This is a genomic window from Streptomyces sp. NBC_00637, from assembly GCF_045161545.1.
GTDB lineage: Bacteria > Actinomycetota > Actinomycetes > Streptomycetales > Streptomycetaceae > Streptomyces.
In genome coordinates, this window is the sequence record NZ_CP109046.1 from 7,768,349 (window position 1) to 7,791,920 (window position 23,572).

The following is a 23,572-nucleotide window of genomic DNA, read 5'->3' on the forward strand; positions in this document are numbered from 1 at the left end:
GGCTTCCCGAGGAGGCAGCCCCGATGCCCGAAGTTCTCCAAGCGCCACTCGTCGTCGAGTTCCCGTTCACCCGGTCCCTCGGCCCCGTCCAGAGTGCCTTTCTCACCGGTCTGCGCGAGCGGGTCGTGCTCGGGGTGAGGACCACCGACGGCCGCACCCTCGTCCCGCCCGTCGAGTACGACCCGGTCACCGCCGACGATCTGCGTGACCTGGTCGAGGTCGCCCCCACGGGCACGGTCACCACCTGGGCCTGGAATCACGCCCCCCGCCGCGGACAGCCCCTCGGCACGCCCTTCGCCTGGGTCCTGGTCCGCCTCGACGGCGCCGACACCGCCCTCCTGCACGCCCTCGACGCCGACGGCCCCGACGCCGTCCACACCGGGATGCGGGTCCGGATCCGCTGGGCCGGGGAACGCACCGGCGCCATCACCGACATCGCCTGCTTCGAGGCCCACGACGGCGAACCGGCCGAACTCACGTGGAGCACCGGCGAGTTCGCGGAGCCGGTCGCCGGCATCGTGGCCGCCGCCCGGCTCGACTACACGTACTCGCCCGGCCGCGCCCAGACCGCGTACATCAGCTCCCTCGCCGAACGCAGAACCATCGGCGAGCGCTGCCCGTCCTGCCGCAAGGTGTACGTGCCGCCGCGCGGGGCCTGCCCCACCTGCGGCGTCCCGACCGCCGAACGGGTCGAGGTCGGACCGCGCGGGACCGTCACCACCTTCTGCATCGTCAACATCAAGGCGAAGAACCTCGACATCGAGGTGCCCTACGTCTACGCCCACATCGCCCTCGACGGCGCCGACCTCGCCCTGCACGCGCGCATCGGCGGCATCCCCTACGACCAGGTGCGCATGGGCCTGCGCGTCGAACCCGTGTGGACGGACGGATCCCGCTACCCCGACCACTACCGGCCGACCGGCGAACCCGACGCGGACTACGACGCCTACAAGGAGCTGCTGTGACCCGGGACATCGCGGTGGTGGCCTTCGCGCAGACCGACGTCCTGCGCACCACCGACGAGCTCTCCGAGGTCGAGATGCTCATGCCGGTCCTGCACAGCGTCCTGGACCGGACCGGCCTGAAGACCGCCGACATCGGCTTCACCTGCTCCGGCTCCAGCGACTACCTGGCCGGCCGGGCCTTCTCCTTCACCCTCGCCCTCGACGGAGTCGGGGCCTGGCCGCCCATCTCCGAATCCCATGTCGAGATGGACGGCGCCTGGGCCCTGTACGAGGCGTGGACCAAGCTGCTCACCGGCGACGCCGACACCGCGCTCGTCTACTCCTACGGCAAGTCCTCGCCCGGCTCGCTGCGCGACGTGCTCACCCGTCAGCTCGACCCGTACTACGTCGCCCCGCTGTGGCCCGACTCCGTCGCCCTCGCCGCCCTCCAGGCACAGGCCCTGATCGACGCGGGAGACACCGACGAGAGTGCCCTCGCCGCGATCGGCACCCGCAGCCGCCGGGTCGCCACCCTCAACCCCCGCGCCCAGCTGCGTGGTTCCGTCCCCCAGGGGGACTACGTCGTACAGCCGCTGCGCACCGGCGACTGCCCACCCGTCGGCGACGGCGCCGCCGCCGTGATCCTCGCGGCCGGGGAACGGGCCCGCGAGCTGTGCTCACGGCCCGCCTGGATCCGGGGCATCGACCACCGCATCGAGGCCCACGCGCTCGGCGTGCGCGACCTGACCGACTCGCCCTCCACCCGCCTGGCCGCCGAACGGGCCGGCGCCTTCGAACGGCCCGTCGACACCGCCGAACTGCACGCCCCGTTCACCGCACAGGAGGTCGTCCTGCGCAAGGCGCTGCGGCTCGACGACAGCGTGCGGGTGAACCTGTCCGGCGGCGCCCTCGCCGCCAACCCGATGATGGCCGCCGGTCTCATCCGCGTCGGCGAGGCCGCCGCCCGTATCCACCGGGGCGAGTCCGACCGCGCCCTCGCCCACGCCACCTCCGGCCCGTGTCTCCAGCAGAACCTGGTCGCCGTACTCGAAGGGGAACCGCGATGAGCAAGGAGCCCGTGGCCGTCGTCGGGATCGGCCAGACCAAGCACGTCGCGGCCCGCCGGGACGTGTCGATCGCGGGGCTCGTCCGCGAGGCCGCCCGGCGCGCCCTCGACGACGCCGAGCTGACGTGGGCCGAGATCGACGCCGTCGTCATCGGCAAGGCCCCCGACTTCTTCGAGGGCGTCATGATGCCCGAGCTCTACCTCGCCGACGCGCTCGGCGCGGTCGGCAAACCGATGCTGCGGGTGCACACGGCCGGCTCCGTCGGCGGGTCCACCACCCTCGTCGCCGCCCAACTCGTCGCGGCCCGCGTCCACGGCACCGTGCTGACCCTCGCCTTCGAGAAGCAGTCCGAGTCCAACGCCATGTGGGGCCTGTCCCTGCCGATCCCGTTCCAGCAACCCCTGCTCGCCGGGGCGGGCGGATTCTTCGCCCCCCACGTGCGGGCGTACATGCGGCGCAGCGGCGCCCCCGACACCGTCGGCTCGCTCGTGGCGTACAAGGACCGGCGCAACGCGCTGAAGAACCCCTACGCCCACCTGCACGAGCACGACATCACCTTGGAGAAGGTCCAGGCCTCGCCCATGCTCTGGGACCCCATCCGCTACTCCGAGACCTGCCCCTCCTCCGACGGTGCCTGCGCGATGGTCCTCACCGACCGGGCCGGCGCCGCCCGCGCGCCCCGGCCGCCCGCCTGGATGCTCGGCGGCGCGATGCGCAGCGAGCCGACCCTGTTCGCCGGCAAGGACGCCGTGTCGCCGCGGGCCGGCCGGGACTGCGCCGCCGACGTCTACCGGCAGGCCGGCGTCACCGACCCGCGCCGGGACATCGACGCCGCCGAGATCTACGTGCCGTTCTCCTGGTACGAACCCATGTGGCTGGAGAACCTCGGCTTCGCCGACGAGGGCGAGGGCTGGAAACTGACCGAGGCCGGCGTGACCGAACTCGACGGCGACCTGCCCGTCAACATGTCGGGCGGCGTCCTGTCCACCAACCCCATCGGCGCCTCCGGCATGATCCGCTTCGCGGAGGCCGCGCTCCAGGTGCGCGGCCAGGCCGGGGATCACCAGGTGGAGCGGGCCCGGAAGGTCCTCGGGCACGCATATGGCGGTGGCTCGCAGTTCTTCTCCATGTGGCTGGTGGGAGCGCGGCCGCCGGAGTCCTGAAAGGTCCCCCTCACGTGCTCTGTCGGGGTCCGTGACCGATCGCTAGGCTGGCCCGCGGACGACGAACCGGGAGGAGCACGGACGTGGCCGAGAGCACCATCCAGCAGCAGCCGCTCACGGGCTGGGACAAGCCGGAGCTGGACCTCAGCAACGCCGAGTGGCAGTCCAGCAGCCGGGGGCGGGGGGATGTCCAGATCGCCTTCGTCGAGGGATTCATCGCGATGCGCAACAGTGGCCGCCCGACGAGCCCTTCCCTGATCTTCACGCCCGCCGAGTGGGGCGCGTTCGTGTCGGGGGCGCGGGAGGGGGAGTTCGACCTGACCTGAGACCGGCGCCGGCCGGACGGCCGGTACCAGGAGGCTGCCCGGGCCGGGGGCCGGGCGGGGCCCGGGCGGGCAGGCGTCCGCGGCCGCCACCACCCGGGCGGAGGGCACACCCCGCGACGACGAACCGCGTCCCGCCCGGCGGTCGCCGGACGGCGCTGTCCACGTACCATGGCCGCATGTCGTTCCTCCGCCGCCGCAGCGCCACTCCCGCCGGGCCCGACTTCGACGTCCTGGCCATGGATCCGGGCGACTGGCCCGGCAATCTGGGTGCCGGGCTGCTGCCCGCCCCCGACGGCAGCTGCCAGGGTGTCTTCCTGCGCTACGACCTCTTCGGCGGCCGTGGCCCCGCGATGATCATCGGTAATCTGCCCGAGGGCTCCCCGGCCCGTGAGGTGGAGGAGGGGGAGGTCCCCTTCGAGGTCGCCCAGCTGCTGCTCGCGCTGGAGAACGACGAGGAGGTGACCGTCGTCGGCACCGAGGACATGCCGGTGATGCAGGGCGACAACCTCCTGATCGTGCGCCGCCTCAAGCTCTCCGAGGGCCGGATCTCCTGCGTGCAGTTCGACCGCAGCGACAACGTCCTGGTGACCATCGCCGCCTGGGACCGCCCCATCACCGACGACCTGTACGCCCTGCTGAAACCCCTCCCGGCGGAGCTGTTCCAGCAGGGCTGAGGCGCGGCTAGGACGTCGACGACACCAGTTTCACGTCCGCGGCCCGCACGAACGCCACCCGGTGGCCGTACTGGATCTCGTAGTACGTGTCCGCACCGATCACGTCGCGGTGCGAGCCGGTGTCGAAGGTGACCGCGTAGTAGTACTCGCCCGGCACCTTGTCACCGACCACGTACTTCTGCCCCTTCGGCAGGGTGTACGGGAGCGGTGACACCGCCTGGGCCGGGACGCCCGCCGGGTAGGCCGACGCCTCCGGGTAGGCGCGGCCGTAGACCGGAACGCTGTCGCGGCCGTCCTTCGGGGTGATCACCTGACCCGCCGCCGGCACCGCCGTCGGATGTTCCTTCGGGTTCCTGAACCACGCCTTCTGACCCAGGTACCAGATCGCCGTCCAGTCACCCCACTGGTCGGCGACGGCGTACTGCTGGCCGGTGGACACCCGCGAGGAGGTGTCGTTCACGCCCGTGGTCGGGGCCGAGCCCTGGCCGACGTCCTTGATCAGGGGCGACTTCTCGTCGTGGTCGGAGTACAGCCGCACCGCGCCGGAGCCGTGCGCCGCACACGGCTGGCCCTTGGTGACACAGTCCGTGTACACCGGCTGGTTGGCGAGGTAGTCCGGCCGGATCGTGACCAGAGCGCCGCTCGCGCGGGCCGCCGCCGTGAAGGGCCGGTCGAGCAGCTCGAAGTAGTGCCGCCAGTCCCAGAACGGGCCCGGGTCGGTGTGCATCCCGGAGACGGTCGCGGTGTTCGGCCCGGGCACGTTGTCGTGGCCCAGGATGTGCTGCCGGTCCAGCGGGATGCCGTACCGCGCGGCCAGGTACTTCACCAGGCGCGCCGACGACCGGTACATCGCCTCCGTGTACCAGGAGTCCGGCTGGGCGAGGAAGCCCTCGTGCTCCAGCCCGATGGACTTGGCGTTGACGTACCAGTTGCCCGCGTGCCAGGCCACGTCCTTGGCCTTCACATGCTGGGCGACGTGACCGTCGGTGGAGCGCAGGGTGTAGCTCCAGGACACATAGGTGGGGTCCTGGACCATGTTCAGCACCCCCTCCCAGCCGCCCTCGGTGTCGTGCACGACGATGTACCGGATGCCCGGCGCGGCGGGCCGGTCGCCCAAGTCGTGGTTGCCGTAGTCGTTGTCGCCGAACTGCTCGTACGGTGCCGGGATCCACTCGCAGGACACCGTCGTCGGGCACTCGGTGCCGGCCTTGGAGGCCGTGCGCAGCCCGGTCTCCCGTAGCTGGCCGGTCCGCGGGGCGAGGCCCGGCTGCGCGGCCAGGGCGACCGGCCCGCCGGCGTCCGTGGTGCGTTCCGCGCCGGTGCGGAGCACGTCGTAGACGTCGTCGGCGTAGCGCCCGGCCGTCGCGCTGTCGTCCGCGCCGGAGAAGCGCGCCACCGCGCCGTACCAGTCCGCCGGGTCGCCGCTCAGCGGCTCGCCCAGGCTCCGTTGCGCGGCGGCGAGGAGCGCGGCACCGCCCGCGATGTTGGCCGCGGGGTCCGTACGCAGTTCCTCGGGGCGCAAGCCGGTCAGCTCCGCCGCCCTCGGCAGGGTCCGCAGCCGGGCCGGGATCTCGTCCGTGGCGGGGAGCCGCGTCTCGGTTACCAGGGCCGGCCGGGCGGAGTCGCCACGGGCGTCCTCCGTGCCCTGGCCGTGGTGCGGGGCCGCGGCCAGCGCCGTACGGGCGTCGGTGAGGTGCATCGGTCCGTAGCCGCCGGTCACGCTCGGCGCTCCGGCGTGCGTGTCCCAGCGGGACTGGAGGAAGGAGACGCCCAGCAGCAGGCTCCGCGGCACGTGGTACTCGGCGGCCGCGACGGCGAAGGCCCGCTGGAGGCCGGCCGCCGTCGTGGCCTTGCCGGCCGGGGAGAGCGACGGCGCCGTGGCCTCGGCCGGGGAGGCCGCGCCGAGCAGCGGGAGCAGCAGAGCCGCCGACGCCATGGCGCCTGCGGCTCTACGGGAGTGTCTGCCAGGTCCGGGGTGGGTGACGGGTTTTCGCAACGCGGCCTCCTGGGACGAACGGGCGGGACGTGCGGGGCCGGACAGGGACCATCTGTCACCGGCTTGCCGACAACCCGTCAATCATGCCCACAGACAGGGGATCCCCCTCGTCAAGACACCGCTGACGCACCGCGGGGGCCCGCGGCGCGCCACCGTTCAGGCGCAACCGCGGAACCCCCGTCACCTCATCGGGTGCCGACCGCCGCGCGGACGGCCCGGCGGGCCAGCTGGCAGTCGTCGTGCAGTCGTCGCAGGAGCAGGCGCTGTTCCTCGCCGGACGGCGCGCCACCCGGATGGGCGCCCGGGGCCGTCGGGGTGATGTCGTGCATCGAACGCTGCACGGCCGTCTCGTAGGTACGGATCTCGCGGGTCAGGACCAGCATCAGGTTCACCAGGAAGGCGTCCCGTGAGGCGGGGCCCGCCGACTGGGCGATCTGGCTGATCTGACGACGCGCCACCGGCGCGTCTCCCAGCGCCGACCAGAGCGTCGCCAGGTCGTAGCCCGGCAGATACCAACCCGCGTGCTCCCAGTCCACCAGCACTGGACCGGCCGGTGACAGAAGGATGTTCGACAGGAGGGCGTCGCCGTGACAGAACTGGCCCATGCCCTGCCGGCCCGCGGTGGCCGCGATGCCGTGCAGCAGCTTCTGGAGGTCGCCCAGGTCCCGGTCGGTGAGCAGCCCCAGCTCGTGGTAGCGGGAGATACGGGCTGCGTAGTCGAGCGGGGCGTCGAACGTCCCCGCCGGCGGACGCCAGGCGTTGAGCCGGCAGATCGCGCCGAGCGCGGCCCGGATGTCCGCCCGGGGCGGGGCCTCGGTGGGGTGCCGCTGGAGTGCGGCCGCCCGTCCCGGCATCCGCTCGATCACCAGTGTGCAGTTGTCCGGGTCCGCAGCGATCAGCCTCGGCGCCCGCACCGGAGGGCGGTGCCGGACGAACGTGCGGTATGCGGCTATTTCGTGCCTGATCTGCTCCGCCCACGCGGGGGAGTGGTCGAGTAAACACTTCGCGACCGCCGTGCTGCGGCCGGTCGTGCCGACCAGCAGCACCGAGCGTCCGCTGCGGCGCAGCACCTGGACCGGCGCGAACTCCGGGCAGATCCGGTGCACGGACGCGATGGCCGTCCGCAGCTGGGCGCCCTGGGGGCCGGACAGGTCGAGTCTCCCGCTGAGCGGTTGCGTGCCGAGCCCCGCGGGCCGCCGGGCGAGACCGGCGCCGAGCGCGGGAGCCGCCGACCGCGCGGCGGGGTCGAGGTAGGGGCCGCCGCCGCCCGGGCGGGTGTGCAGCGACCGGGGCGGGGCGGACACGGAGGACGATGCTGCGTACATGGGAGAAACAGATCCCTTCGTGTGCCGGACGTCAGAGCGCTGCCCCGACCGGTCCTTTCGGGTACACCCTGGGGAATGTCCCTCGGCGACCGGGTCGGGGTGGCGCTTTCCTACCTGACACCCGTCGCCCAGTGGCACACCATCTGGCGCACCCTGGCGAACCCTGGCGAATAGTCGCCCGGCAACTTTCACCGGGCTACTGTCAACTCAGCCGAGAACCTGGGGGCTTGACGTGAGCGGACAACCCAACACCCGCCTCTCGGACCTGTTCGGCCTGGCCGGCTGGTCCAAGGGCGAACTCGCGAGGCTGGTCAACCGGCAGGCGGCGGCCATGGGCCACCCCCAGCTGTCGACCGACACCTCCCGGGTGCGGCGGTGGATCGACATGGGAGAGATCCCGCGCGATCCGGTGCCGCGGGTGCTGGCGGCCCTGTTCACCGAGCGTCTCGGCCGTGTCGTGACCATCGAGGACCTCGGTCTGGTCCGGCACGGGCGTACAGGTAAACGGCCTGGCGACGGGAGTGTGGAACACCCCGACGGTGTGCCGTGGGCGCCCGAACGGACTGCTGCGGTCCTCACCGAATTCACGGGAATGGACCTCATGCTCAACCGACGCGGCTTGGTGAGCGCGGGTGCCGCGCTCGCCGCGGGATCAGCTCTCAGCAGTGCCATGTACGAGTGGCTGCACACCGACCCCACCCTCTCCTCCGACGCTCCCGTCATCGACCACCCCCTTCTCCACCATGCCGACCCCGTCGGGTTCGACCGCTACGAGGCCGCGCCCATCGGAACGGAGGAGGTGGACGAACTCGAGCGCTCGGTCGAGGTGTTCCGGGCCTGGGACGCGGCCCGCGGAGGCGGGCTGCAACGCAAGGCCGTGGTGGGACAGCTCAACGAGGTGGGAGGCATCCTCGCCTACCGCCACCCCGCCCATCTCCAGCGGCGCCTGTGGGGCGTCGCGGCGAATCTCGCCGTCCTCGCGGGCTGGATGTCGCACGACGTCGGTCTGGAGCCCACGGCCCAGAAGTACTTCGTCATCGCCGCCCATGCCGCACGCGAGGGCGGTGACCGGCCCCGGGCCGGCGAGGCGCTCTCCCGGGCGGCCCGTCAGATGGTCCACCTCGGGCGGCCCGGCGAGGCCCTCGACCTGATGAAGCTCGCCCAGTCCGGATCCGGCGACAACGTGACGTCGCGCACCAGGGCGATGTTCCACACCATCGAGGCCTGGGCGCAGGCTTCGATGGGCAAGGGCCAGGCCATGCGCCGAACCCTCGGCCAGGCGGAGGACCTCTTCGTCTCCGACAAGGACGACGTCACACCGCCGTCCTGGATGCAGACCTTCAAGGACGAGGATCTGTACGGCATGCAGGCGCTGGCCTACCGCACGCTGGCGGAGTTCGAGCCGCAGGCGGCCGCGCACGCCCAGTACTACGCGGAGAAGGCGCTGGCGCTGCGCGTCGACGGGCGGGAGCGGTCGAAGATCTTCGACCATCTGTCCATGGCGTCCGCCTGCTTCATCGCCGACGACCCCGAACAGGCGGACCGGTTCGCGCGGCTGGCCCTGATGTCGATGGGGTCGAACTCCTCCCGGCGCACCTGGGACCGGCTGAGCCAGATGTACCGGCTCACCGCGGAGTACGCCAACTACCCGAGGATCAGCGAGTTGCGTGAGGAGATCAGGCTGGCGTTGCCGAAGCAGAAGGGCGGCAGGGGGAGCAAGGGGGGCAACGGCGCTCAGGTGTGAGCGGGTTGTCGTCGGTCGGGTGCACTCACCGGGTGACCCGGGCGACGAGCACGCAGGCGTCGTCGGCCCGTTCGCTCCCGCCGCACTCCTCCACGACCATCCGCACGCACTCCTGTGCGGTGCGCGCCCTGTCCAGACGAGGGGCCAGGCCGAGGAGGCGGTCGGCGGGTGCCAGGCCGTCGGTGTGCAGCAGGAGCAGGTCGCCCTGTTCGAGGGTCTCCTCGGCCTGCCCGTAGGCGGCGCGTGCGGTGGCCCCGAGGAGCACGCCCTCCGGGGCGTCGAGTCGGCGTCCCGTCCCGTCGCGGAACAGCAACGGCACGGGGTGTCCGGCCTGCGCCCACATCAGGGTGCGGGTGTCCGGCCGGTAGCGGCAGCAGACCGCGCTGCCGAGGGCCGGTTGGACCGTGGCGTCCAGTAACTGGTTGAGCCAGGACATCAGTTGGGCCGGCCGGGTGCCCGCCATGGCCATTCCGCGCAGGGCGCCCAGCAGCATCGCGGTGGTGGAGGTGACGGTCGGACCGTGGCCGGTGAGATCACCGACGCTCAGCAGTGTCTGTCCGTCGCAGAGTTCGAGGGCGTCGTACCAGTCGCCGCCGATCCGCGAGGTCGTCGACGCGGGCAGGTAGTGGGCGGCGAGGTCGAGGGAGCGGGGGCCCTGGTGCGGCAGGCGCGGGGAGCCGCGCCACGGCGGGAGTACGGCCTCCTGGAGCTCGACCGCGAGCCGGTGTTCGGTCTGGGCCCGGTGCCGCTGCCGCTGGAGCGAGTCGCGGCTCTCCCGCACGGCCCGCTGGTTGCGGCGTAGTTCACTGACGTCCCGCAGTACCGCCCACATCGAGGTGGTGCCGCCCTCGGCGTCGAGCACCGGCTCGCCCATCATGTGCAGGGTGCGGTGTTCGCCGTCGTGGCGCCGGACGCGGAACTCGCCGTCGATGGGCCGGGCGTCGATGAGGCAGTCGGTGACCATCGCCGTCAGCTTCGGCCGGTCCTCGTCGAGGACGAGCGCGGGCAGTTCGTCGAGGGTGAGCGGGGGAGCGGCGAGGTCGCGGCCGAGGATGCCGTAGAGCTCCTCGGACCAGACGGCCTCGTCCGTCAGCAGGTTCCACTCCGCGCTGCCGACCCGGCTGAGCAGCGACTCGCGCCGGGAGGTGGCCGGTGCGGCGGTCGTGGCGGGCGCGTGATCGGCGGCCGGTACGGGCGGCGGGCCGTCCCGCAACTGGGCCAGGTGTGCGTCGAGGTCGTCGAGTTGGTGCAGTGCCAGGTCGCAGAGCGCGCGCTGCCAGCGCTCCTGCGGGTCCGCCGTGTCGCCGCGGGTGTCCTTCCGTACGGCGTCCATGTCGCCCTTGAGCCGCCGTGTCTGCGTGATCAGCGCGTCGACCGAGCCGCGCCCCGGCGGCTGGGCGGCTGAGCGGTCCGCGGAGACATGGGGCGGCATGACGCACTCCGATGCGGGGACGGTACGGCGAAGGCTGACACAAGGGCCGTTACGACTGTTGCACAGCCCGCGACGGTGTGTAAGGGATTTGGCAACACACGATTCGGTGGTGCTTCTGGCATATGCCAGTGTCTTCAAGGAGGGGTGGCGCGAGGTGCTCCACCCCTGTCTGTGAGGGGTCAAGTCGTAGGTGGCGTACGTGACTTGAGGGACTCCTGGGAGGGTCGAGGTGACCATCGGCCATGTGTTCGGCGGGCTGATGTTCCAGGCAAGGGCACCTGTGACGCAGGTCACATGAATTGGAGACCGCTTTCGCGTAATGCAAGAGGCCCCTGCGAGGTCGTACATGCATGGACATCACTCTTGAACAACCCGTCCGCGCCCGCCTGATCACCGCGGAGGACCAGGAGCTGCCCGTGCCCGCCACGCTCCGCTACGACTCCGGCGACCCGTTCGCCGTGCACGTCGACTTCCCGCCGGAGGTCTCCCTCGCGGGCGAGGCCGTCACCTGGACCTTCGGCCGGGCCCTGCTGGAACAGGGCGTGAACGACCCGGCCGGCAGCGGGGACGTGCACATCTGGCCCTGTGGACCGGTCCGTACGGTGGTGGAGTTCCACTCTCCGCTCGGCCTGGCCCTGCTCCAGTTCGACACCGGCGCCCTGCGCCGGTTCCTGCTGCGCAGCTACGCCGTGGTCGCGGCGGGCCGGGAGGATGTCGGCGCCGCCGTCGACCAGGGACTGGAGGCCCTGCTCGGCAATGTCTGACACCCGTCGGGTGTCAGTGACCGCCCGCGGTGTACAGGCCGGGGCGCGGGGCGAGTTCCACCGCGACACGCGTGTCGCTCTCCAGGGCCCGGATCCCGGCCTCGGCGACGGCCGAGGCCGCGTAGCCGTCCCAGACGGTCGGGCCGGTGACCAGTCCGCGCCGGGTGGCGTCGACCCACGCCTGCACCTCGCGGTCGTAGGCGTCCGCGAACCGCACGAGGTAGTCCTGGGGCACGTCCGCGCCTGCGGTGCCTCCCGTGGTGAGGAGCATTCCCTGGTCGTCGCCGATCCGCGCGCTGCCCGCCTCGCACACGGCCTCGCAGCGCACCTGGTACCCGAAGCCGCAGTTGACGAAGACCTCCACGTCGACCAGCGCGCCCCCGTCGGTCTCGAAGAGGACGAACTGCGGGTCCAGCAGACCCTGCGGGGCGCCGGCGGAGGGGCGGGGGCGCCGCACGGTCACCGCGGTCAGCTCCTGGCCGAGCAGCCAGCGGGCCGCGTCGATCTCGTGCGACACCGAGCTGTCGATCAGCATCGCGCTGGTGAAACCCGGCGGTGAGGAGACGTTGCGGTGCACGCAGTGCAGCATCAGCGGCCGACCGAGCCGCCCGTCGTCCAGCAGCGCCTTGAGCCTGCGGTACCCGGCGTCGTAGCGCCGCATGAACCCGATCTGCGTCAGGCGCCGCCCCAACCGCGCCTCCGCCTCCAGCACGCGCAGCGCCCCGGCCGAGTCCGGCACCATGGGCTTCTCGCACAGCACCGGAAGCGCCCGGGCGAAGGCCGCGAGCAGTGCCTCCTGGTGGGCGGGTCCGGGCGAGGCGACCAGCACGGCCTCGACACCGGGCGCGTCGAGCGCTGCCTCGACCTCCGTGTGGACCGTCACCCCCTCGATCCCGGCCACGGCCTCCTTCGCGCGCGCGGCGTCGGGATCGGCCACCGCGGCGACCCGGGCCCCGCTCACCACGCGATCGAGGCGGCGTATGTGGTCCGCCCCCATGTGTCCGGCACCCAGTACGGCCACGCCCAGCAGGTCGCTCACGCGTGCTCACCCTCCCGGTCGACGATCACGCCGTAGCGTACGCCGCCGGTGGGAGCCGCCGGACGGGCCCCAGGCCGGCGCGAGAGACCGGGGCGCGGCCGAGCGGGGTCAGTCAGTAGCGCAGCACGCCCGCCATCCCGTCCGAGTCGCCCAGTGTGCCGTCGGGGACGAAGCGCACGTCGGCGCCCGTCTCCAGGCACTGCTCGACGATCTCGTCCACGATGTCCTCGCGGGCGTCGAGATCACCGCTCACGGCCGGGATCAGGTGGTCGTCGCCGTCGCGGACCGTGACCCGGTAGTTCTCCTCGACGGCCAGCAGCCGGATCCGCCCCTCCCGAGCGCTCTGCCAGAGCTCGTCGACGCCGGCCGCGAACGTCTTGTGTCCACGGGCCGATTCGAGCTCCCGGGTGACGGCCGCGGTGTCGCGGCGGCCCTCCGCGTCGTGCAGCGGGCGCACCGCCTGCCACACGGTGTCGGGGGTGCCGTGGGAGAGTCCGCCGTGCGCGACGTGCACCGCGTCCCGGGTGACTCCGCCCAGTTGGTCGAGGAGTGACAGCGCCGCCTGCTCGCCGGTGACGTACAGCGGTCGCGGATCCTCGCGCAGCAGCCGGCCCAGGGCGGTGTCGGCCTCGCGCAGGAAGTGGCGGGTGCCTTCGTCGCGGAAAGTGCTGGGCAGGTCGCCGGTCCGCTCCATGCGCTCGGCGTCGAAGTTCGGCTGACTCCTGACCAGCGGGAAACCGCCCGCGTGTTCCTCGGTGACCCGGTCGGCGCCACCGTTCCACAACGTGACGCGGTCGGCGGAGACCGACAGGACCCAGAACGGCCGTTCGGCGGCCTGGGCCGAGACGAGGTTGCGGGTCAGGAACGTGTCGGAGAGCACGACGCGTTCGGGGACGGCACGGGCCAGGGACCACACCTGGTGCTCGCCCGGGGCGGCGTAGATGACCAGGCCGTCCTCGGTGTGGGCCAGGTCGACCTCGGCCAGGGCCCGGTCGAGCTGGTCCGCGACGTCGGCGCGCCGCTCGCGGCTGACCGCCGGGTCGGTCTCCAGCTGTTTCTTCGCCTCGGCCACGACATTGCGCAGCCGGACGCGGTCCTGGCTGTTCTCGGGTTCCCGCCGGTGCGTCGGCGTCAGCACGGACACCGCGGGATAGGGGCGCGGGCGGCGCAGTGCGGAGAGGGTCGCTGGGCTCAGTGCGTGCTCCATATCAGCACGATAGGTCCCAATCGCCTTTCAGGCATTTGGGGCAATTACGGTCCCTCGTCGAGCGTCCGTGACGACGAGGTCGCAGGGGTGGCCGGCAGGCGTGTCCCGGCCGTGGGCACGCCTCTCCCGCGACTCCGCCGCGGAGCACTCCTCGACGCGGACCGCAACCGGGTCCACCGGCCAGGCGCGACCGGGCCCGCGGTGCCGAGCGCGATCTCGCGGGCACCCGACGGAGACGGCGGCCCCCTCGGCCCGTTACCGTACGCGTCAGTAACCGGGATCGCACCGCAGGAGGCACCCATGCCGCAGCTCGAAGTCGACGGCGCTGCACTGACGTACGACGACGAGGGCCCGCGCGACGGCGACGGGGTACCCCTGGTGTTCGTGCACGGCTGGACGGCGAACCGGCACCGCTGGGACCACCAGGTGGCGCACTTCGCCGAGCGGCGCCGGGTGATCCGGCTCGACCTGCGCGGGCACGGCGAGAGCAGCGGCGCGGGCGTGAAGACGGTCGCGGAGCTGGCGACGGACCTCCTGGCCCTCCTCGACCACCTGGAGATCGAACGGTTCGTGCTGGTCGGCCACTCGATGGGCGGGATGATCTCGCAGACCGTCGCCCTCTCCCACCCCGAACGGGTGGAGCGCATGGTGCTGGTGAACTCCATCGGCCGGATGACCTACAGCAGAGGCAGAGGCCTTCTGATGGGCGCCTCCACGCTCGTCCCCTTCAAGCTGTTCGTCGCCGCCAACATCCAGCGTGCCTTCGCGCCGGGCTACCCCCGCGAGGAGATCCGCACGTACGTCAAGGCCTCCGCGGACACACCGCGCGAGGTGGTCATGACGCTGTACGGCGCCATGCGAGCCTTCGACGTGCTGGACCGCGTCGGCGAGATCCAGGCCCCGACCCTGATGATCCACGGCTACCACGACATCCAGCTGCCGGTGCGGCAGATGCTGCGCATGGCCAAGGCCTATCCCGACGCCACCGTGCGGATCCTCGACGCGGGCCACGAGCTCCCCGTCGAGAAGCCGGCCGAACTGACGGCGGCGATCGACGCCTTCGTCACCGCCAAGCCGGCGTAGTCCTCCAAGCCGGCGTAGTCCTCGTGACGGTCGCAGTCCTCGTGACGTCGCAGCCGACGTGACGGTCGTGGCCCACCTGACGGTTGCAGGCCTCGTGGTCGTCGTGGCCGTGGTGAGGGTCGGCCTCGGGGCGGCTAGCCGAAGCTGTCCGGGTCCGCGGCCTTCCAGTCCGCCTCCCAGGACTGCGGTGGTCCGGCGAGCAGTTCGCCCGGCGCCGGCCACTCGTACAGCTCCGCGTACGAGCGGACCGTGCCCGGCCGCGTCCGCCGGACCAGATGGGCGGGGGTGAGCTCGGCCGGCTCGCGGATGCCCATCGCCGCCATGATCCGGACCGCGTCGCGGACCGTCTCCCGCTGGTAACGCCGTACCCGCCGGGCCTTGTCGGCCACGTGCAGAGCGCGGGCCCGCAGCGGATCCTGGGTCGCGACGCCGGTCGGGCAGGTCCCCGTGTGGCACCGCAGGGCGCCGACGCAGCCCACGGCGCGCATCATCGCCCGGGCCGCGTTGGTGTAGTCGGCGCCCTGCGCGAGGCGGGTGACGATGTCCGCCCCGGTGGCCACCCGGCCGCTCGCCCCGATCCGGACCCGGTCCCGCAGCCCGACGCCGACCAGGGCGTTGTGCACGGTGATCAGCCCCTCGGTGAGCGGCATGCCGAGGCGTCCTGTGAACCCCGTCGGCCCGGCGCCGGTGCCGCCCTCCGAGCCGTCCACCACCACGAAGTCGGGTGCCACCCCCTCCGCCACCGTCGCCCTCACCACCGCGAGGAACTCCCGCCGCGAGCCCACGCACAGCTTGAACCCGGTCGGCTTGCCGCCTGCCAGCTCACGCAACCGTGCCAGGAACAGGACCAGTTCACGCGGGGTCGAGAACACACGGTGGAAGGGCGGCGAGACCACCGTCTCGCCCACCGGGACCTTGCGCTCCCGCGCGATCTCCGCGCTCACCTTCACGCCGGGCAGCACCGCACCGCTGCCCGGCGCCGACCCCTGGGACAGCTTCAGCGACACGCACTTGACCTCGGGCAGCGCCGCCTTGTCCGCGAACTCCCGTGCGTCGAAGCCCCCGTCGGCGCCGCGGCAGCCGAAGTACCCCGTCCCGATCTCCCAGATCAGGTCGCCGCCGCCGCGCAGGTGATGCTCCGACAACCCGCCCTCCCCGGTGTCCTGCGCGAAACGCCCCAGCGCCGCGGCCCTGTTGAGGGCGAGGACCGCGCGCGGCGACAGCGCCCCGAAGCTCATCGCGGACACGTTCAGCAGCGCCATGTCGTAGGGCTGTGAGCAGTCCGGCCCGCCGACCCGCACCACCGGTGGTTCCTCGGCCGGCTCCACCGGCCGCAGCGACGGCACCAGATACTCGTACGCGTCCCGGTCCTCGCCGAACGGCCCCCGAGCGTCGCCGCTCCCGGAACGCCCGCGCACCTGGCTCGTCGGACGGCGCAGCCGCCCGACCAGCGGATGGTTGCGCAGTGCGGACCGGCGGCGCTGGAGCAGGTCCCACCCGCCCAGGCAGGCCGACGCCAGCAGCGGTCCGGCCGCGAGCCACCACCAGGCGGATCGCGTGGACGAGGCGACCGCCGCCCCGGCCGCGAGGAGGCAGACGAGCAGCAGCGGCAGGAACCGGCGCACTCAGCCGTCGTCCTCGTCGGGCCCGCAGGAGCTGCCGCTCGGCGGGAGCGATCCGTACAGCAGGAAGTCGTCGACCTTGCGGTGCACGCACTTGGACGAGCCGTACCCGGTGTGGCCGTCGCCCTTGTTGTCGAGCACCACGGCCGGGGCGCCCAGCCGCTTCGCCGTCTCCACGGTCCACCGGTACGGCGTCGCGGGGTCGCCACGGGTACCGACCAGGAGTATCTCCGGGGAGCTCAGGTCCTTCACCTCTTCGCGGATGAAGTCGGTGCCCTTGGGGCGGCCGTAGCACATCAGGACCTCGGTGAGGCGGTACTGGCCGAAGACCGGCGAGGCCTTGTCGTACGCGGCGCGCAGCCGGTCCAGGTCCGCCGTGATCCGCGCGGCCGTGGGGCGGTCGGGGTCGTCGGCGCAGTTGATCGCCATCAGTGCCGCGGGCAGGTTGTCGAGGGGGATGTCCTCCTCGTCGACGAGCGCCCCGGGGGAGGGCTCACCGCGGCCCGCGGCCCGCAGCGGGAACGGCAGCGGGAGGGCGAAGCCGCCGGTCGTGAAGCCCAGGACGCCGCTGGCGTCGCCGCTCTCGACGAGCTGCGCCAGCGCCCGTTCCAGCAGGGGCCACAGGTCCTTGCTGTAGAGCCCCTGTCCGAGGGCGCCCACGAGGTCCTGGCCGGAGAAGTCCTCGCCGAAGTCGGTCGGCACCGGGTCCTCGTCCAGCGAGCGCACGAGCCGTACGACCTCTTCGCGGGCCACGCGCGGATCCTGCCCGAACGGGCAGGCGATGTCCTTGGTGCACCAGTTGACGAAGTCGTCCAGCGCCACCTGCTGTCCCCGAGCGCCCGCGATGCCCTGCTCGGTGAGCGGCTCGGTCAGGGTGTCTACGCCGTCGAGGACCAGCCGGCCCACCTTGCCCGGGAAGCGGGCGGCGTAGACCGCGCCCAGCCGGGTGCCGTACGAGAAGCCGAGGTAGTTGAGCTTCTTGTCGCCGAGCGCCGCGCGCAGCACGTCCAGGTCCTGTGCCGCGTCGACGGTGCCTATGTGCGGCAGCACCGGTCCGGAGTGTTCGGCGCAGTCGGCGGCGACCCGCTTCAACTTGGTGAGGAGCGCCCGGGGGTCGGTGAGGGCCGATTCGTCGTCGAGGGAGGCCAGCCCGCTGTCCTCGCCTTCCCCGCAGCTGACGGGGGAGGAGCGGCCGACGCCCCGGGGATCGAGGGTGACGACGTCGTAGTCATCGGTGAGGTCCATGAACTCCTTGCCGCCGTAGGCGAGTTCAGGGACGCCGGGGCCGCCGGGGCCCCCGAAGTTGAGCACCACCGAGCCGCGCTTGTCTCCCGTGGCCCGATACCGGCCGAGCGCGAGGTCGAGCGTGCCGGCCTTGGGGCGGTCGTAGTCGAGGGGGACGGTCAGGTCGGCGCACTGGAGGTCCTTGGGCATGCCGTCGCCGTCGCACGCCGACCACGCGACCTTCTGTCCGTAGAACCGGGAGAGGTCGGGGCGGTCGTCGCCGTCGGCGTCGCGGCTCGCGGTCGCCGTGGGTAGGCCCGCGCCCAGCAGGGTCAGTGCGGCGGTCGCGGCGAGCGCGCAGCGCCGCAGCCCGGGCCGCGTCGGCAGCTTGGCCAGCATCAGTGCCTCCAGGGACGCCCGCAGCGGTCCGGGAACGGCGCCCTCGCTCACGATAAGCGGCCTGGTGACGACCCGCCTCCGGGCGGTGGGGAAAGGCCCCGGGCCCCTCGGCGGACCGCACGCGGCGGGCCCGGCGTAGCCCGTGCGGCGGGGCTGACACCAGTTCGACCGGGGGACCGGAGAGGGATCGCAAAGAGACCCCAATAGGGTGAAAACGTGTTCAGGCATAACCCGGATGGTGCGCCGACGTTCTACGGGGTGCGGGCGAGTGCCCGCGATCCATGTCTGGAAGGCAGGGACCCATGAGACGGGTTACCCGAACCGGTGTGATGGCCGTCGCCGCAGTGTCCGGCGCGATGGCCGTGACGCTGCCCGCACACGCCGACTCCGCGGCGGACGGCTCCGCGGCCGGCTCGCCCGGACTGATCTCCGGCAACGGCGTTCAGCTGCCGGTGCACCTCCCGGTGAACCTGTGCGGGAACACGGTCGACGTGGTCGGCGTGCTCAACCCCGCCGCGGGCAACACCTGCGCCAACAAGGGCGCGGCGGCCGCCCCCGGGAAGCACGGCGCCTCCTCGGACGGTGGCACGTCATCGCGCGGCGCGTCGTCCGGCGGTGGCGCCACCGCGCACGGCGTCACGCAAGGCTCCCCGGGCGTCGTCTCCGGCAATGGCGTCCAGCTGCCGGTCCACCTCCCGGTGAACGTCAGCGGCAACAGCGTGAACGTCGTCGGCATCGCGAACCCGGCGTTCGGCAACGAGTCCGTCAACGTGTCCGGTGAGGAGCCGGCGCCGCCCGCCGAGTCCGAGCCGCAGCCGCCGACCCGGCACAACCCGCCCTCACAGCCCCAGCACCCGGGCCCGAGGGCCGTTCCGCAGGCACCGGCCCTCGCACCTCCCGGGAGCGAGGTACCCGAGGCCGCGTCGTCACTCGCCCACACGGGAGCCGACGCCACCCTGCCCGCCCTGGCCGGCAGCGCGGCCCTGCTGCTCGGCGGCCTGGCCCTCCAGCGGCGGTTCCGCCCGCAAGCGGAGCGCTGAGCCGCCGCTCGGGACGACGGTGTGCAGGTCCCCTCGGTCCCGTCGGACGGTGGAGGGAGGCCTGCACGGCGGCCCGCCCGGGGCCCCGCACGGGGGCCTGCGCCCCCCAGGTGAGGGCGCAGCCGAGGGATCGCCGGCGGCAGGATCCCCGGGCGAGCGCCTCGGCGGCCTCCCCGCGGCACCGGGCGACCGGCCTGCCCCGGGTTCCCACCCGGTCGCCGCTCCACTGCGAGGAACAAGACGTCCTCCACCCCCGGGGACCCTCCCTCACCCCGAGGGCTTTCCTTCACCCTGAGAACTTCCTCCACCCCGACCGCACCTGCCCGGCCCGTGACCGCGGCCGGTCGAGCGCGTGTCCGTCGGCGGCAGGGCCGGACGGCTCGGCGGTGCCCCGTTCGTCCCGGCGCCGGTAATTCCGTTGTCGCTGCCGGGCGGGGATGCTGGAGTGGGCGGATGGATCACGCTGCGGTACTCGCCCTGTACGACCGGGACATGCGCGAAGGCGCCCGCCCCGAGAGCTCCGACGCGCGCGTCGAACGGTCCGGGGGCGTGGTCCGCCATGTCGGCGGCAAGGGCGGCTGGAGCGGGGTGCTCTGGTCGGACCTGGACGCGACCGACGCGGACGCGGCGATCGCGGAGCAGGTCGCCTACTTCACCGGGCTCGGCCACGAGTTCGAGTGGAAGCTGCACGGGCACGACCGTCCGGCCGACCTCGGGCAACGGCTCACGGCGGCCGGTTTCACCGCCGATCCCGAGGAGACCCTGATGATCGGCGAGACCGGTGACCAGTCGGCCGACGTCGGGCCGCCCGAGGGCGTCCGCATCGTCCCCGTCACCGACCGGGCGGGTATCGAGCTCATGGTCGAGGCGAACGAGAAGGCGTTCGGGCGCGACGGCTCCTGGCTGCGCGACCTCCTGCTCGCCCGGCTCGCCGCCGACCCGGACGCGCTCGTGGCCCTCCTCGCGATGGCCGGGGACGTGCCGGTGAGCTCGGCGCGGATGGAGCTCATCCCGGGAACGCGTTTCGCCGGCCTGTGGGGCGGCGGCACGGTCGAGGGCTGGCGCGGACGTGGCATCTACCGCGCGCTGATCGCCCACCGCGCCCGCATCGCCGCCGAGCGCGGCTACCGCTACCTCCAGGTCGACGCCTCCGACCAGAGCCGCCCCATCCTGGAACGCCTGGGCTTCGCGCCCCTCAGCACCACGACGCCGTACGTGTACGCGCGGTAGGGGCCGACGCCCGACGGGCGGGCGCGACCCCTGACTCGGTGCTCCTGGTCCCGCTGCTGGTCCGGCGCTTCCGGGGCGACGCCCTAGGTCCGGCGCCTCGGGATCGACGCTCCTCGCCCCTGGTCCGGCGGCTCCCGGTCCGTCCGCGGGTGCCACCGGGCGGGCGCGCAGGCCGGACGTCGTCTCGTCGAGGCATCCGATCCGGTCGTCCGGACGACGGACGCGGCCGCCGCGCCGACCGCGTGCCGACCGTGACCGTCGGCGGCACACTGAAGAGTGATGTCGTGCCGCCAGGTGTTGACGTTTTCGCTCGCATTATTGCCGGCGTTTGATGTTCACCGCTCCGTCATGCCATGTACCTTTCAATCGTTCAACGCGGGTAGAACCCTCGAATGCGGAATCTACGCGCGCAGATGTTGGCGCCCGCACCTGCACCCGCCTCGTGTCCCCCCATCTCACGGAGGTTCGCCGGATGCTCGGATCACAGGGATCCCGTCGAAAGGTCACCACCGTCCTGGCCGGACTCGGGCTGCTCGTCACCGGAGCAGCCCTTCAGGTCAGCACCAGCGCCACGCCCGCCCACGCGGCCACCCCCCACCGCATCCTGTTCGACGACGGCCACGCGGAGGAGGCGGGCAACGCGGACTGGATCGTCTCGTCCAGCAAGCCCGACCCGCTCTCCCAGGACTCCTCCCCGTCCTCGGAGACCGACTGGACCGGCGCGCTGTCGTCGTGGGGCGTCGCCCTCCAGAAGACCGGCGACTACAGCCTCAAGACCGCCACGAGCGCCCTCACCTACGGCGGCACGGCAGCCACCGACCTGTCGAACTTCGACACCCTGGTCCTGCCGGAGCCCAACACGCTGTTCACCACCGCCGAGAAGACGGCGATCATGAACTTCGTGAAGAACGGCGGCGGCCTGTTCATGGTCTCCGACCACACGGGCGCCGACCGCAACAGCGACGGCGAGGACGCGGTCGAGATCCTCAACGATCTGATGACCAACAACAGCGTCGACTCCACCGACCCGTTCGGCTTCTCCGTCGACACCCTCTCCATCAGTTCCGGCTATCCGGCCGCGATCAGCGACAGCACCGACCCGGTCCTGCACGGCTCCTTCGGGACGGTCACCAAGAGTCTGATCGCCTCCGGCACCACCGCCACGCTCAAGCCGGCCGACAACTCCTCGGTCAAGGGCCTGCTGTACCGCAGCGGCTACTCCGGGAACACCGGCGCCTTCTTCGCCACCAGCACCTTCGGCATCGGCCGCGTCGCCTTCTGGGGTGACAGCTCGCCCATCGACGACGGCACCGGCCAGTCCGGCAACACCCTCTACGACGGCTGGAACGACACCGGCGCCACCAACGCGGCCCTCGCCCTGAACGCCACCGAGTGGCTCTCCGGCGCGAGCGGCGGCGGGGGCGGCGACGACGGCGGCACCGACTGCGCCGACACCCAGGTGCTCGGCAACTCCGGCTTCGAGTCCGGCGCCACGACCTGGAGCGCGACCAGTGGCGTCATCACCAACTCCAGCAGCGAGTCGGCCCGTACGGGCTCCTACTACGCCTGGCTGGGCGGCAACGGCACCGCGGGCACCGAGACCCTCTCCCAGTCGGCGGCCATACCGTCGGGCTGCTCCGCCACCCTCAGTCTCTATCTGCACATCGACACCGCGGAGACGACCAGCACCGCCTACGACACCCTCCAGATCCAGGTCCTGAACAGCTCCGGCACGGTCCTGGGCACCCTGGCCTCGTATTCGAACCTCGACGCGGCCTCCGGCTACACCCGGCGCAGCTTCGGCCTGAGCGGGTACGCCGGGCAGACGGTCACGCTCAAGTTCACCAGCACCGAAGGCTCCAAGCTCCAGACCTCGTTCGTCGTCGACGACACGGCGCTCGACATCACCTAGCGGCACGCCGGGTCGGGTCGCCCCGCCGGGCGGCCGTATGACACGACGGCCGGGTCGGTCCACACGGGCGGATCGACCCGGCCGCCGTCCGGGGTGCGAAACAGGTCTTACGGCTGCGGGGTGCTCCTCGCCACCGTGGCGGTGCACATCAGCCCCAGGATCAGGGCCAGCGCGCCGATGACGATGTTGTTGACCACGACGCCGGCGTCGGGGCTGTCGCCGACGACCCAGGGCGCGATGATCATCCAGATGCCCAGTGCGCACATGGCCCAGCTCAGGCCGTACATCCGCGCGGGAGCCGCGGTGAAGCCGAGCGCCAGCAGGCCGATCGCGATCCCGACGATCAGGTTGTGGGTCATGAGCGCGGGCTGGCTCGCGGTGTAGTGCAGTATCCACGGGGACACGGCGCAGTACAGACCGAGCAGGAACACGGGTCCGTCCACGAGCGCCACATCACGACCGCCGAGCATGCGGGCGTACCGCGCCTGCATCTCGGGAACGTCGGGGTGCGTCGACATGTCACCTCTGGTGGGCGAGACGTTGGCCATGATTCGTCTCCTTCGACTTCCAGGCCCGACCGCTGCGGAGCGGTGTGCGGTAAGTGCCGCGCCTCTCCAGTCTGCTCTTATTTGTCCTTTATGTGTAGAGGTCGCACGTACTGTCCACGCATCCGATCATTCGTCCCGCCGGTAAAGAATCCCGGCCCCTGCGCCAATCCGCTCCCGCCGCAGCCTCGGATTACCCCCGGCGGCCCCGGACCGGGGCGGACGGGAGAGCGGACGATGGTGCGGAGGACAGCGGCGACCGGCGTCGCGCCACGAGAAAGACCCGGGGCCCGGTCCGACGGGCGACGGCGGACGGCGGTCGTGGGCAGCGGGGTCGCCGGGCTGACCGCCGCGCACGTACTGCGTCGGGGAACCGCCGGGTCACCCTCTACGAGGCCGACGGCCGGCTCGGCGGACACGCCCACACCCACGACCTCACCGCACCCGACGGCCGGGCCCACCGCGTCGACTCCGGGTTCATCGTGCACAACCGCCGTACCTACCCCCACCTGCTGCGGCTCTTCGACGATCTCGGCGTCTCCACCCAGGAGTCGGAGATGAGCATGTCCGTAGGGTGCGACGGCTGCGGGCTCGAATACGCCGGACCCCGCGGCCCCGCCGGCCTTCTGGCCCGGACCCGCAACGCCGTGCGCCCGTCCTACCTGCGGATGCCCGCCGAGGTCCCCGTCTTCCACCGCGCTGCCCGCCGCCTGCTCGCCCACGGAGCCGAGGACACCTTCGCCCTGGGGGAGTTCCTCGACCGCGAGGGCTTCTCCCTCTACTTCCGCGCGCACCTCATGACGCCGGTCGTCGCGCGCCCCTGGTCGACCGTCGCC

The 23,572-nt window shown here is 72.4% G+C and carries 19 protein-coding genes and 1 pseudogene; 12 read left to right on the forward strand and 8 right to left on the reverse strand.

The window, feature by feature from the left end:
- The first annotated feature begins 23 nt into the window (after positions 1 to 23).
- From OG440_RS34295 to OG440_RS34315, 5 genes are all read left to right on the forward strand, one after another.
- A complete protein-coding gene (locus tag OG440_RS34295; RefSeq protein WP_406010638.1) occupies positions 24 to 965 on the forward strand; it encodes a Zn-ribbon domain-containing OB-fold protein in 942 nt (313 codons plus the stop codon).
- Positions 962 to 2,011 carry a thiolase domain-containing protein gene (locus OG440_RS34300; protein ID WP_406010639.1) on the forward strand — a complete coding sequence of 350 codons (1,050 nt, stop codon included), beginning with the start codon at positions 962 to 964 and terminating at the stop codon, positions 2,009 to 2,011. Before OG440_RS34295 ends, OG440_RS34300 begins: the two co-directional genes overlap by 4 nt.
- Positions 2,008 to 3,174, forward strand: a complete 1,167-nt coding sequence (locus OG440_RS34305; RefSeq protein ID WP_406010640.1) for a thiolase domain-containing protein — start codon at positions 2,008 to 2,010, stop codon at positions 3,172 to 3,174. The genes OG440_RS34300 and OG440_RS34305 overlap by 4 nt, the downstream gene beginning before the upstream one ends.
- 83 nt (positions 3,175 to 3,257) lie before the next feature.
- Positions 3,258 to 3,500: a DUF397 domain-containing protein gene (locus OG440_RS34310; RefSeq protein ID WP_406010641.1), complete on the forward strand. Its 243-nt coding sequence runs from the start codon at positions 3,258 to 3,260 to the stop codon at positions 3,498 to 3,500.
- A gap of 176 nt (positions 3,501 to 3,676) precedes the next feature.
- Positions 3,677 to 4,174, forward strand: coding sequence for a hypothetical protein (locus OG440_RS34315; protein WP_062646030.1), 498 nt, complete (start codon positions 3,677 to 3,679; stop codon positions 4,172 to 4,174).
- 7 nt (positions 4,175 to 4,181) lie between these two features.
- Here OG440_RS34315 and OG440_RS34320 read toward each other — a convergent pair whose 3' ends face one another.
- Both OG440_RS34320 and OG440_RS34325 read right to left on the reverse strand, forming a co-directional pair.
- A complete protein-coding gene (locus OG440_RS34320; protein ID WP_406010642.1) occupies positions 4,182 to 6,110 on the reverse strand; it encodes an N-acetylmuramoyl-L-alanine amidase in 1,929 nt (642 codons plus the stop codon).
- A gap of 245 nt (positions 6,111 to 6,355) precedes the next feature.
- A complete protein-coding gene (locus tag OG440_RS34325) occupies positions 6,356 to 7,495 on the reverse strand; it encodes an aminoglycoside phosphotransferase family protein (RefSeq protein WP_406010643.1) in 1,140 nt (379 codons plus the stop codon).
- Between the two features lie 232 nt (positions 7,496 to 7,727).
- Here OG440_RS34325 and OG440_RS34330 point away from each other — a divergent pair, with 232 nt between their 5' ends.
- On the forward strand, positions 7,728 to 9,239 hold the full coding sequence (locus OG440_RS34330; protein WP_406010644.1) for a hypothetical protein: 1,512 nt from the start codon (positions 7,728 to 7,730) through the stop codon (positions 9,237 to 9,239).
- Between the two features lie 25 nt (positions 9,240 to 9,264).
- On the opposite strand, the gene OG440_RS34335 is transcribed toward OG440_RS34330, so the two are convergent.
- Positions 9,265 to 10,671 (reverse strand): PP2C family protein-serine/threonine phosphatase, encoded by a 1,407-nt coding sequence (locus tag OG440_RS34335; RefSeq protein WP_406010645.1) that lies wholly within the window; start codon positions 10,669 to 10,671, stop codon positions 9,265 to 9,267.
- 350 nt (positions 10,672 to 11,021) lie between these two features.
- Here OG440_RS34335 and OG440_RS34340 point away from each other — a divergent pair, with 350 nt between their 5' ends.
- On the forward strand, positions 11,022 to 11,435 hold the full coding sequence (locus OG440_RS34340) for an SsgA family sporulation/cell division regulator (RefSeq protein ID WP_406010646.1): 414 nt from the start codon (positions 11,022 to 11,024) through the stop codon (positions 11,433 to 11,435).
- A 13-nt stretch (positions 11,436 to 11,448) separates the two neighbouring features.
- Here the strand turns inward: OG440_RS34340 and OG440_RS34345 are convergent, their stop codons facing one another.
- Together OG440_RS34345 and OG440_RS34350 are read right to left on the reverse strand one after the other, a co-directional pair.
- The gene (locus OG440_RS34345) at positions 11,449 to 12,474 is read right to left on the reverse strand and encodes a Gfo/Idh/MocA family protein (protein ID WP_406010647.1); all 1,026 of its coding nucleotides are present in this window, start codon (positions 12,472 to 12,474) and stop codon (positions 11,449 to 11,451) included.
- A gap of 112 nt (positions 12,475 to 12,586) precedes the next feature.
- Entirely contained in the window at positions 12,587 to 13,681 is a 1,095-nt protein-coding gene (locus tag OG440_RS34350; RefSeq protein WP_406010648.1) for a chemotaxis protein, read from the reverse strand.
- Between the two features lie 300 nt (positions 13,682 to 13,981).
- Here OG440_RS34350 and OG440_RS34355 point away from each other — a divergent pair, with 300 nt between their 5' ends.
- Positions 13,982 to 14,764 (forward strand): alpha/beta fold hydrolase, encoded by a 783-nt coding sequence (locus OG440_RS34355; protein ID WP_406010649.1) that lies wholly within the window; start codon positions 13,982 to 13,984, stop codon positions 14,762 to 14,764.
- A gap of 134 nt (positions 14,765 to 14,898) precedes the next feature.
- Here OG440_RS34355 and OG440_RS34360 read toward each other — a convergent pair whose 3' ends face one another.
- Both OG440_RS34360 and OG440_RS34365 read right to left on the reverse strand, forming a co-directional pair.
- Positions 14,899 to 16,389, reverse strand: coding sequence for a glutamate synthase-related protein (locus OG440_RS34360; protein WP_406010650.1), 1,491 nt, complete (start codon positions 16,387 to 16,389; stop codon positions 14,899 to 14,901).
- The gene (locus OG440_RS34365) at positions 16,390 to 18,009 is read right to left on the reverse strand and encodes an alpha/beta hydrolase (protein ID WP_406011539.1); all 1,620 of its coding nucleotides are present in this window, start codon (positions 18,007 to 18,009) and stop codon (positions 16,390 to 16,392) included.
- Positions 18,010 to 18,338: 329 nt separating this feature from the next.
- Here OG440_RS34365 and OG440_RS34370 point away from each other — a divergent pair, with 329 nt between their 5' ends.
- From OG440_RS34370 to OG440_RS34380, 3 genes are all read left to right on the forward strand, one after another.
- Entirely contained in the window at positions 18,339 to 19,049 is a 711-nt protein-coding gene (locus tag OG440_RS34370; protein ID WP_406010651.1) for a chaplin family protein, read from the forward strand.
- 453 nt (positions 19,050 to 19,502) lie between these two features.
- On the forward strand, positions 19,503 to 20,279 hold the full coding sequence (locus OG440_RS34375) for a GNAT family N-acetyltransferase (protein WP_406010652.1): 777 nt from the start codon (positions 19,503 to 19,505) through the stop codon (positions 20,277 to 20,279).
- Between the two features lie 472 nt (positions 20,280 to 20,751).
- Positions 20,752 to 22,191, forward strand: a complete 1,440-nt coding sequence (locus tag OG440_RS34380; RefSeq protein ID WP_406010653.1) for a hydrolase — start codon at positions 20,752 to 20,754, stop codon at positions 22,189 to 22,191.
- Between the two features lie 107 nt (positions 22,192 to 22,298).
- Here the strand turns inward: OG440_RS34380 and OG440_RS34385 are convergent, their stop codons facing one another.
- Positions 22,299 to 22,739 (reverse strand): SPW repeat protein, encoded by a 441-nt coding sequence (locus OG440_RS34385; RefSeq protein ID WP_406010654.1) that lies wholly within the window; start codon positions 22,737 to 22,739, stop codon positions 22,299 to 22,301.
- Positions 22,740 to 23,057: 318 nt separating this feature from the next.
- Between OG440_RS34385 and OG440_RS34390 the strand changes: the two are divergent.
- Positions 23,058 to 23,563, forward strand: a pseudogene (locus tag OG440_RS34390) (NAD(P)-binding protein); the annotation flags it as partial.
- Positions 23,564 to 23,572: the final 9 nt, after the last annotated feature.

Bases quoted from the DNA above. Each gene is read 5' to 3' on its own strand.
- OG440_RS34295 (WP_406010638.1), top strand. From the start codon at position 24: ATGCCCGAAGTTCTCCAAGCGCCACTCGTCGTCGAGTTCCCGTTCACC.
- OG440_RS34305 (WP_406010640.1), top strand. From the start codon at position 2,008: ATGAGCAAGGAGCCCGTGGCCGTCGTCGGGATCGGCCAGACCAAGCAC.
- OG440_RS34315 (WP_062646030.1), top strand. From the start codon at position 3,677: ATGTCGTTCCTCCGCCGCCGCAGCGCCACTCCCGCCGGGCCCGACTTC.
- OG440_RS34320 (WP_406010642.1), bottom strand. From the start codon at position 6,110: ATGGCGTCGGCGGCTCTGCTGCTCCCGCTGCTCGGCGCGGCCTCCCCG.
- OG440_RS34325 (WP_406010643.1), bottom strand. From the start codon at position 7,495: ATGTACGCAGCATCGTCCTCCGTGTCCGCCCCGCCCCGGTCGCTGCAC.
- OG440_RS34335 (WP_406010645.1), bottom strand. From the start codon at position 10,671: ATGCCGCCCCATGTCTCCGCGGACCGCTCAGCCGCCCAGCCGCCGGGG.
- OG440_RS34340 (WP_406010646.1), top strand. From the start codon at position 11,022: ATGGACATCACTCTTGAACAACCCGTCCGCGCCCGCCTGATCACCGCG.
- OG440_RS34350 (WP_406010648.1), bottom strand. From the start codon at position 13,681: ATGGAGCACGCACTGAGCCCAGCGACCCTCTCCGCACTGCGCCGCCCG.
- OG440_RS34355 (WP_406010649.1), top strand. From the start codon at position 13,982: ATGCCGCAGCTCGAAGTCGACGGCGCTGCACTGACGTACGACGACGAG.
- OG440_RS34365 (WP_406011539.1), bottom strand. From the start codon at position 18,009: ATGCTGGCCAAGCTGCCGACGCGGCCCGGGCTGCGGCGCTGCGCGCTC.
- OG440_RS34370 (WP_406010651.1), top strand. From the start codon at position 18,339: ATGGCCGTCGCCGCAGTGTCCGGCGCGATGGCCGTGACGCTGCCCGCA.
- OG440_RS34375 (WP_406010652.1), top strand. From the start codon at position 19,503: ATGGATCACGCTGCGGTACTCGCCCTGTACGACCGGGACATGCGCGAA.
- OG440_RS34380 (WP_406010653.1), top strand. From the start codon at position 20,752: ATGCTCGGATCACAGGGATCCCGTCGAAAGGTCACCACCGTCCTGGCC.
- OG440_RS34385 (WP_406010654.1), bottom strand. From the start codon at position 22,739: ATGGCCAACGTCTCGCCCACCAGAGGTGACATGTCGACGCACCCCGAC.